Genomic DNA, 6,640 nt, shown 5'->3' with positions numbered 1-6,640 from the left:
TTGCCAAGGCGAGGAAAGTGGCTTATTTTACGCTTATCGTCATCTCGGTTATGATTACGCCTCCGGATTTTATTTCGGACATTTTGGTAACGGTTCCGCTGCTGATCTTATACGAATTCAGCATTACGCTTTCGAAATGGGTGTATAAGAAAAAATTATCGACAGCTGCAGTGGAAGCTTGAATCATAGCCGGCGGGTAAGCGGAATGAAGGAGGGGAGTCGCGGACAAGCGGCTCCTTTTTTGCGTCCTCCGGCACGGCGAGAATGGGTAGAAACGGAATGTTCACTAGGCAAAATACGCCAATCGTAGTACGATACATTACATAATGCGGGAGGAGGTGCGGTCATGATTCGGGCAGTCGTATTCGATTTTGACGGCTTGATCGTGGATACGGAAACGGCGGACTTTGAGTCGGTTCAAGCGATGTACCGCCATCACGGCGGCGAGCTGACCATCGACGTATGGGGGCACTGCATCGGTACGGGACCGGACGCCTTTAATCCTTATGACGACTTGGAGCGGCAGATCGGCCGGACGTATGATCGCGAGGCGGCCCGCGCGATGCGCAAGCAGGCCTATGACGCCAGGATGGCCGAAGCTGATGTGAGGCCCGGGGTGCGGTCTTATCTGAAGGAGGCGAGACGGCTGGGGTTGCGGATCGGTCTAGCCTCCAGTTCGACGCGGGAATGGGTGACGGGATATTTAAAGGCGTACGGTTTGCTGGATGACTTCGAATGCATCCGGACGCGCGACGACGTTACCCGGGTAAAACCCGACCCGGAGCTTTACTTGAAGGCGCTCGCGGCGCTTGGCGTACAGCCGCACGAGGCGGTGGCGTTCGAGGATTCCCCGAACGGCGCGCTGGCGGCTTATCGCGCGGGCATGCGATGCGTAGTTGTGCCGAACGCCGTAACGGGCTTGTTAACGTTCGGAACGCACGATTTTCGCTTGGCGTCCATGGAAGAGATCGGGCTTGCAGCGGTGATCAAGCGGCTGCAGCAGACCGACATTTTGAAAAATCGAGGAAGAGATATACAATAGACAAAGAAAACAGACACAATCCGCCCGACTCGCGCGTATACATTAACACCAAAGAAGAGGTGATGTTACGCATGAGCGGACGTGTACAGCCTTCGGATCAGATTCAGATCACGAAAAACGCCCGGCAAATCAACGTCGTCCTGCGCAGTCCGGAACCTGTCGCACATGCCCCCGCCGAATCGGAAGCTTTGTTTCACGGCAAGCCTCTATCCCAGCAAGGCCAGTTCGGGGAAATTATGAAAGAACTGGATCGTATGGTCGGTTTGGAGCATGTGAAGGAGCTCGTGTTCGAAATTTACGCGCTGCTGCGCATAGCCGGGATGCGGGCGGAAGTCGGCCTTATGGCGGGAACCCAGGTGTACCATATGATTTTCAAGGGGAACCCGGGAACGGGCAAAACGACGGTCGCCCGTATCGTGGCGAAGCTGTTCCAGACGATGGGCGTGCTGAACAAAGGCCATCTTATCGAGGTGGAGCGGGCCGATTTGGTCGGCGAATATATCGGGCATACCGCGCTGAAGACGCGGGAGCTTGTCAAGAAAGCGCTGGGCGGCATTCTGTTTATCGACGAAGCGTATAGTTTGGCGCGCGGCGGGGAAAAAGATTTCGGTAAAGAGGCCATCGATACGCTTGTAAAGGCGATGGAGGACCATAAGAACAATTTTATTTTGATTTTAGCCGGGTACTCCGAAGAGATGGAGCAGTTTCTGACGACGAATCCGGGGCTGCCTTCGCGGTTTCCGATTCAGCTCGATTTCCCCGATTACACGGTTGACGAGCTGATGCAGATCGCCGAATTGATCGTGAAGGAACGGGAGTATGCTTTAACCCAATCGACGGAGATGAAAATCCGGCAGCAAATCACGAACGAGAAAAATCAAATGGAGGTCGCCTTCAGCAATGCGCGGTTCGTGCGCAACTTGATCGAGAAAGCGATGCGCAATCACGCCGTCCGCCTGTTAAGCAGCCCGCATGTACATCCGACCAAACAGGAGTTGATGATCATTCGCCCGGAGGACGTCAAGCTGGAACGTAAATCCCCAAAGGAGACATATAAATTTATATGAAAAAAACGAGCCATGAAATTACGCCGGACCACCAAGAACGCGCCGTACTGGTGAGTCTGGTTACGCAGGAATTAAAGCGCGAGGAAACGTACGACCCCGACTATTCGCTGGCCGAGCTTATCCGGCTCGCCGAGACGGCCAATGTCGAAGTGCTCGGAACAATGACGCAGAATAAAGAATACGCCGATTCCAAGTGGTTCATAGGCAAAGGAAAAGCGCAAGAATTGAAAGAGCTGCTGGAGGAGAAAGACGCGAACACGGCCATCTTCGACCAGGAGCTGTCGGGCGCGCAGGTGCGCAATCTGGAGCAGTTTCTGGATGTGAAAATCATCGACCGGACCCAGCTGATTCTGGATATTTTCGCCGGCCGCGCCAAGACGCGCGAGGGGATCATCCAGGTCGAGCTGGCGCAGCTTAGCTATTTGCTGCCGCGGCTGTCCGGTCACGGGAAAAATTTATCCCGGCTCGGCGGCGGCATCGGGACCCGGGGACCCGGGGAGTCGAAGCTGGAGACGGACCGCCGTCATATCCGCGATCGGATCAGCGAGCTGAAGCGCCAGCTGCAGGAAGTGGTGAAGCACCGTACGCTTCACCGGGAGCGGCGTAAGAAGACCGGCGTCTTTCAAGTCGCTCTCGTCGGGTATACGAACGCCGGCAAGTCGACGCTGCTTCGCCAGCTGACGCAAGCCGACGTGTATGTCGAGAACCAGTTGTTTGCCACGCTCGATCCGACCTCGCGCTCGCTGAAGCTGCCGAGCGGATTGGAGATCGTCTTGACCGATACGGTCGGGTTCATTCAGAACTTGCCGCACGATTTGGTCGCGGCTTTCCGCGCGACGCTCGAGGAGGCCAACGAAGCGGATCTTATTCTGCACGTTGTGGACAGTTCCACCGAGATGATGACGATCCAGATGAAGGTCGTCGATGAGGTGCTCGAAGAGCTCGGCGCACACGGCAAGGATCGGATAACCGTGTTTAACAAAATCGATCTGTGCACGCCGGAGCAATTGGAGATGCTGATGACCGAAGGCGATTACTTGCGCATCTCGGCTTATCGCGAAGAAGATCTCGGGCGATTGATCGACGCGTTAGAGAAACATTTGATGGGCGACAGCCGGACGTACCGTATTCCTGCCGATAAGGGGGATGTCATTTCGCTTGTGTACCGCGTAGGCGAGGTGCTGGAGAATGAAGTGGACGGCAGCGACATGCTGTTCAAGGTACGGGTAAACAATAAAGAGTTCGATAAGATAGGATACATGCTGGCTGCATACGATTCGGCGCGTGCGCCGCAGGGAGAGAACAGAGGAGAGACGTCGGAACATGTTTAACGAGCAGGTGCTCGCCTTGATGGAGAAGGCGGAGAAGGTAGTCGGGGAACGAATGAATGAACTCGATCGGTTGATCGATCGCAATCAGTGGAAAGTCATACGTGCGTTTCAGAAGTTTAAAGTAAGCGATTATCATTTTGCCGGCTCGACCGGATATGGCTATAATGATCGCGGACGCGAAGTGCTCGATCTCGTGTATGCCGACGTGTTCGGCGCCGAGGCGGCGCTGGTGCGTCCGCATTTCGTGTCGGGCACGCATACGATCGGGACGGCGCTCTTCGGCGTCCTGCGGCCCGGCGACGAGCTGCTGTCGATTACAGGTCGTCCGTACGACACGCTGCACAAGGTGATAGGCAAACCGGGCGACGGACTCGGCTCGCTGCAAGACTGGGGCATCGGCTACGGCGAGGTGGAGCTGCTTGAAGACGGTTCGCCGAACTATGAAGAGATCGCCCGGCGCATCACTCCGCGAACGAGAGTGATCGGCATTCAACGGTCGCGCGGGTATTCATGGCGTGCCTCGTTCACCGTCGAGCAGATTGGCGAGATGGTTCGTTTCGTGAAAGAAATAAAGCCGGACGTTATCGTATTCGTGGACAACTGTTACGGCGAATTCACGGAGCTTAACGAACCAACCGAAGTCGGGGCCGACTTGATCGCCGGTTCGCTGATTAAGAACCCGGGCGGCGGATTGGCTCCTACAGGCGGCTATATCGCGGGCAAGCGCGAGTATGTTGAGCTGGCGTCCTACCGGTTGACCGCGCCGGGCATCGGCGGGGAGGTCGGCGCTATGCTCGGGACGACGCGGGCTTTGTTCCAAGGCTTGTATTTAGCGCCGCATACGGTTGGACAAGCTGTTAAAGGATCGGTGTTCGCGGCGGCACTGTTCGCCGAGCTGGGATTTACGACGCATCCGCGTTGGAACGATCCCCGCACCGATTTAATTCAGGCCATCCGGTTTACCGGGCCGGAGCATCTGATCGCCTTCGTTCAAGGCATTCAGCAGGCGGCGGCCGTAGATGCGCATGTCGTGCCGGAACCTTGGGATATGCCGGGTTACGAGCACCCGGTCATTATGGCGGCCGGAACCTTCATTCAGGGCGGCAGCCTGGAATTATCGGCCGACGCGCCGATTCGGGAGCCTTATATTGCCTACATGCAGGGAGGCTTGACGTATTCCCACTGTAAGCTCGGCGTTCTGACGGCCATCCAAAACATGATCGACCGCAAATTATTGTAATCATTACTTACATGTGGCATTAACCTGACATAACTTGACACGTTTCTAGAACATGGTTACAATAAAAGTAAGGTTTTATGTGTTAGGGGTGATAGTCATGAGTGATGATATCCGCCGTAATATGGCCCTTTTTCCGATCGGTATTGTTATGAAGCTGACGGATTTAACCGCCAGACAAATACGATACTACGAGCAGCATGAATTGATCATTCCAGCAAGAACCGGCGGCAACCAGCGTCTATACTCGTTCAACGATGTCGAGCGTCTTTTGGAGATCAAGGATTTGATCGAGAAGGGCGTTAACATCGCAGGAATTAAACAAGTGCTGCTGCCGGTCGACAAAGATTCGGAGGATGCAACCGTCTTGAACGAGCAATCCGAAGTGAAACGCCGGGAACTGACTGATTCCCAGCTGCACAAGATGCTGAAGCAGCAGCTGATAGGCGGAGGCAAGCGACCGAATCATGTATCGTTGATTCAAGGCGAACTGTCTCGTTTTTTCAGAAAATAGGGTTTGGCCGAGGAGCGACCGCCGCTCTGTTCACCTGAGGCGGGGCGAGCGGTACCCCCTCGTTATTACGTACCGATTTTTAAGGAGGAGATTTCACAGTGACGGATAAGAACTACACGAAGGAAGACATTTTACGTATTGCCAAGGAACAAAACGTTCGATTCATTCGACTTCAATTTACGGATTTGCTCGGCACCATCAAGAACGTCGAAATACCTTTAAGCCAGCTTGAGAAGGCGCTTGATAATAAAATGATGTTTGATGGTTCTTCCATCGAGGGTTACGTTCGTATCGAAGAATCAGACATGTACTTATACCCGGATTTGAATACTTGGGTCGTGTTCCCATGGGTGACGGAAGATCGCGTGGCGCGTTTGATTTGCGATATTTATTTGCCGGACGGCCGTCCGTTCCCGGGCGACCCGCGCGGCATTCTGAAAGCTGCGTTGAAAGAAGCGTACGAAATGGGCTATACCGCGATGAACGTCGGGCCGGAACCGGAATTTTTCTTGTTCAAAACCGATGAGAAAGGCAATCCGACCATGGAGCTGAACGACCAGGGCGGTTACTTCGACTTGGCGCCTACGGATCTCGGCGAGAACTGCCGCCGCGAAATCGTGTTAACGCTCGAAGAAATGGGCTTTGAGATCGAAGCGTCACACCACGAAGTGGCGCCGGGTCAGCACGAGATCGACTTTAAATATGCCGATGCGATCAAAGCGGCCGACCAAATTCAAACGTTCAAGCTCGTTGTGAAGACGGTAGCCCGTCAGCACGGCCTGCATGCCACATTCATGCCGAAGCCGTTGTTTGGCGTTAACGGCTCGGGCATGCATTGTCACCAATCGTTGTTCCGCGGTAAAGAGAATGCCTTCTACGACGAGAGCGACAAACTCGGCCTAAGCGCAGAAGCACGTCATTACATGGCTGGTATTTTGCGCCACGCCCGCGCGTTCGCGGCGATTACGAACCCGACCGTCAACTCGTACAAGCGTCTTGTACCGGGTTATGAAGCGCCTTGTTACGTCGCCTGGTCGGCCAGCAACCGCAGCCCGATGATCCGTATCCCGGCTTCCCGCGGTCTCAGCACGCGCGTTGAAGTGCGTAACCCGGATCCGGCGGCTAACCCGTACCTCGCGCTGGCCGTTATGTTGAAGGCCGGCCTTGACGGCATCAAGAAAAAAATGCAGCTGCCGCCTCCGACGGACCGCAATATTTACGTGATGACCGAAGAGGAGCGGGAAGAGCAAGGCATTCCGAGCTTGCCGATCAACTTGAAGCAAGCGCTCGACGAAATGCTTCGGGACGATGTCATTTGCGAAGCACTCGGCGATCATGCGCTGGCTCATTTCTTCGAGCTTAAGGAAATCGAGTATGACATTTACCGTACTCAAGTTCACGCTTGGGAGCGTGAGCAGTATTTAACGCTTTATTAATAATTAAAGAAAC

Annotated in this window: 6 protein-coding genes and 1 pseudogene; all 7 read left to right on the top strand. The window is 54.7% G+C overall.

The window, feature by feature from the left end:
- Positions 1-182 (top strand): annotated as a pseudogene (locus tag JMF85_RS18620) (twin-arginine translocase subunit TatC); the annotation flags it as partial.
- A gap of 164 nt (positions 183-346) precedes the next feature.
- Entirely contained in the window at positions 347-1,042 is a 696-nt protein-coding gene (locus JMF85_RS18615) for an HAD family hydrolase (RefSeq protein ID WP_141336259.1), read from the top strand.
- A gap of 71 nt (positions 1,043-1,113) precedes the next feature.
- On the top strand, positions 1,114-2,109 hold the full coding sequence (locus JMF85_RS18610) for an AAA family ATPase (protein WP_201318710.1): 996 nt from the start codon (positions 1,114-1,116) through the stop codon (positions 2,107-2,109).
- Positions 2,106-3,440, top strand: coding sequence for a GTPase HflX (hflX, locus tag JMF85_RS18605; protein WP_141336260.1), 1,335 nt, complete (start codon positions 2,106-2,108; stop codon positions 3,438-3,440). Before JMF85_RS18610 ends, hflX begins: the two co-directional genes overlap by 4 nt.
- A complete protein-coding gene (locus tag JMF85_RS18600; protein WP_201318709.1) occupies positions 3,433-4,680 on the top strand; it encodes a methionine gamma-lyase family protein in 1,248 nt (415 codons plus the stop codon). The genes hflX and JMF85_RS18600 overlap by 8 nt, the downstream gene beginning before the upstream one ends.
- Positions 4,681-4,777: 97 nt before the next feature.
- Positions 4,778-5,191 carry a MerR family transcriptional regulator gene (locus JMF85_RS18595; RefSeq protein WP_127610178.1) on the top strand — a complete coding sequence of 138 codons (414 nt, stop codon included), beginning with the start codon at positions 4,778-4,780 and terminating at the stop codon, positions 5,189-5,191.
- Positions 5,192-5,289: 98 nt separating this feature from the next.
- Entirely contained in the window at positions 5,290-6,627 is a 1,338-nt protein-coding gene (glnA, locus tag JMF85_RS18590; protein WP_127610176.1) for a type I glutamate--ammonia ligase, read from the top strand.
- The last annotated feature ends 13 nt before the right edge of the window (positions 6,628-6,640 follow it).

The organism is Paenibacillus sp. EPM92 (assembly GCF_016586185.1).
In the GTDB taxonomy this organism is placed as follows: domain Bacteria; phylum Bacillota; class Bacilli; order Paenibacillales; family NBRC-103111; genus Paenibacillus_G; species Paenibacillus_G validus.
This window is presented reverse-complemented; position numbering and strand designations above follow the sequence as displayed.

Bases quoted from the DNA above. Each gene is read 5' to 3' on its own strand.
- hflX (WP_141336260.1), top strand. From the start codon at position 2,106: ATGAAAAAAACGAGCCATGAAATTACGCCGGACCACCAAGAACGCGCC.
- JMF85_RS18600 (WP_201318709.1), top strand. From the start codon at position 3,433: ATGTTTAACGAGCAGGTGCTCGCCTTGATGGAGAAGGCGGAGAAGGTA.
- JMF85_RS18610 (WP_201318710.1), top strand. From the start codon at position 1,114: ATGAGCGGACGTGTACAGCCTTCGGATCAGATTCAGATCACGAAAAAC.
- JMF85_RS18615 (WP_141336259.1), top strand. From the start codon at position 347: ATGATTCGGGCAGTCGTATTCGATTTTGACGGCTTGATCGTGGATACG.
- JMF85_RS18595 (WP_127610178.1), top strand. From the start codon at position 4,778: ATGAGTGATGATATCCGCCGTAATATGGCCCTTTTTCCGATCGGTATT.